The sequence below is a fragment of the Streptomyces sp. SID14436 genome (assembly GCF_010548465.1).
GTDB lineage: Bacteria > Actinomycetota > Actinomycetes > Streptomycetales > Streptomycetaceae > Streptomyces.
Genome location: NZ_JAAGMD010000151.1, coordinates 1 through 1,806 on the forward strand (window position 1 = coordinate 1; position 1,806 = coordinate 1,806).

Consider the following 1,806-nt stretch of genomic DNA (forward strand, 5'->3'; position numbering starts at 1 on the left):
GGCCTCCGCCACCGACGGGGTGCCGACCGCGGCCAGCGGCACGGCCGAGGGGTGCGGCACCTCGACCCGCGCCAGGTCCCGGGGCCCGTACGCCACGAGCGGCACGCCGAGCCGCCGCGCCGCCTCCACCAGGCCCGGTTCGGCGGCCCGGGAGTCCACGGTGGCCAGTTCGGCGACGGACGCCACCGGCAGCCCCGCCTCCCGCAGGGTGTCCTCCACCAGCGCGAGCACCTCCTCTGCGTCGACGCCGGTCGACGCGCCCACGCCGACCACGACGCGGGGCGGTGCGGTCACCACGTCGGCCTCGGCCATGGGGGTCGTCCTCTCCTGCTCCCGGTCACGACGGCGAGTGAAGAAACGCCGTCACGCGTGCATCACGCGCGCACGATCCGCTACGAAGGGGCCCATGGCCGTACTCGTCGCGCTCGGCGCGTTCCTGATGACGCTGGCCGGCGGCTGGACGGCGCACCGCGTGACCGACCGCCGCCACCTCGTGCTGGGCCTGGCCGGCGGACTGATGCTCGGCGTGGTCGGCCTCGAACTGCTCCCGGAGGCCCTGGAGGCCGCCGGGACCGAGGTGTACGGCGTGCCGGCCGGTCTGCTGCTGTTCGTGGGCGGCTTCCTGCTGGCCCACCTGGTGGAGCGGCTGCTGGCCCACCGGCAGGCCGCGCACGGCGCGGAGGAGCACAACGGACGGGCCCCGCAGGTGGGCCTCACGGCGGCCGCCGCGATGGTCGGGCACAGCGCCATGGACGGGGTGGCGATCGGGGCCGCATTCCAGGTCGGCGGCGGCATGGGCGCCGCCGTCGCGGTGGCGGTGATCGCGCACGACTTCGCGGACGGCTTCAACACGTACACGCTCACGCGGGTGTACGGCAACGCCCGCCGGCGGGCGCTCGGCATGCTCCTCGCGGACGCCGTCGCTCCCGTCGCGGGGGCCGCCTCCACGATGCTGTTCAGCCTCCCCGAACCCGTACTCGGCGGCTACCTGGGCCTGTTCGCCGGGGCGCTGCTCTATCTCGCGGCGGCCGAGATCCTGCCCGAGGCGCATCACGAGCACCCGGCCCGCTCCACGCTGCTGTGCACCGTCGCGGGCGTGCTGTTCATCTGGCTGGTGGTGGGCACCGCGCACTGAGCGCGGGCGGACACCGGCCCTCCCGGGCGTTCCGGCCCGTTCACGAGGCCCGGCACCGCTCGACGAACCGCCGGGCCACCGACGGCTCGGCCGCCCAGTGGGTGTGCAGGTAGCTCGCGTGCACCCCGTCCCGTACGAACCCCTCGACGCGCGGCTCGGGCGTCCGCAGGCCCCAGGCCGGCTCCGGCCCGGCACCCGGCTCCACCACCGTCCGGTGGAACTCGTGCCCCCGCATCCGGGTGCCCGCGGCGGCCAGCGCACTGCCGGTCAGGGCCACGGCGTCCCGGTAGCCGAGCGTCAGCCGTCCGGTCATCCGGGCGGAGGCGTCCAGCACCCCGCACATCGGCAGCCCGTCCAGGTCCCGGCACAGGTACAGCAGCCCGCCGCACTCGGCCGCCACCGGGGCGCCGCCGAGGGCGAGCTGGGCCACCGCCTTGCGCAGCTGCTCGTTGGCGGACAGCTCCGCCGCGTACACCTCGGGGAACCCGCCGCCGATCACCAGGCCGTCCACGCCGTCCGGCAGGTGCTCGTCCCGCAGCGGATCGAAGGGGACGACCTCCGCCCCGGCCGCGGCGAGGAGTTCGCAGTGCTCGGCGTAGGTGAAGGTGAACGCCCGGCCGCCGGCCACGGCCACGCGCACCCGGCGCCCGCCCTCCGGCGTGCCGTCCGCC

Annotated in this window: 2 protein-coding genes and 1 pseudogene; 1 reads left to right on the plus strand and 2 read right to left on the minus strand. The window is 76.4% G+C overall.

Going from position 1 to position 1,806, the window contains the following annotated elements:
* The coding region (locus G3I53_RS05710) for a cobalamin biosynthesis protein (RefSeq protein WP_164438083.1) at positions 1-312 on the minus strand (312 nt) is incomplete at its 3' end.
* A 94-nt stretch (positions 313-406) separates the two neighbouring features.
* Here G3I53_RS05710 and G3I53_RS05715 point away from each other — a divergent pair.
* A complete protein-coding gene (locus G3I53_RS05715; RefSeq protein ID WP_164335281.1) occupies positions 407-1,135 on the plus strand; it encodes a ZIP family metal transporter in 729 nt (242 codons plus the stop codon).
* Positions 1,136-1,175: 40 nt separating this feature from the next.
* Here G3I53_RS05715 and G3I53_RS05720 read toward each other — a convergent pair.
* Positions 1,176-1,806: pseudogene (locus G3I53_RS05720) on the minus strand (cobyrinic acid a,c-diamide synthase); the annotation flags it as partial.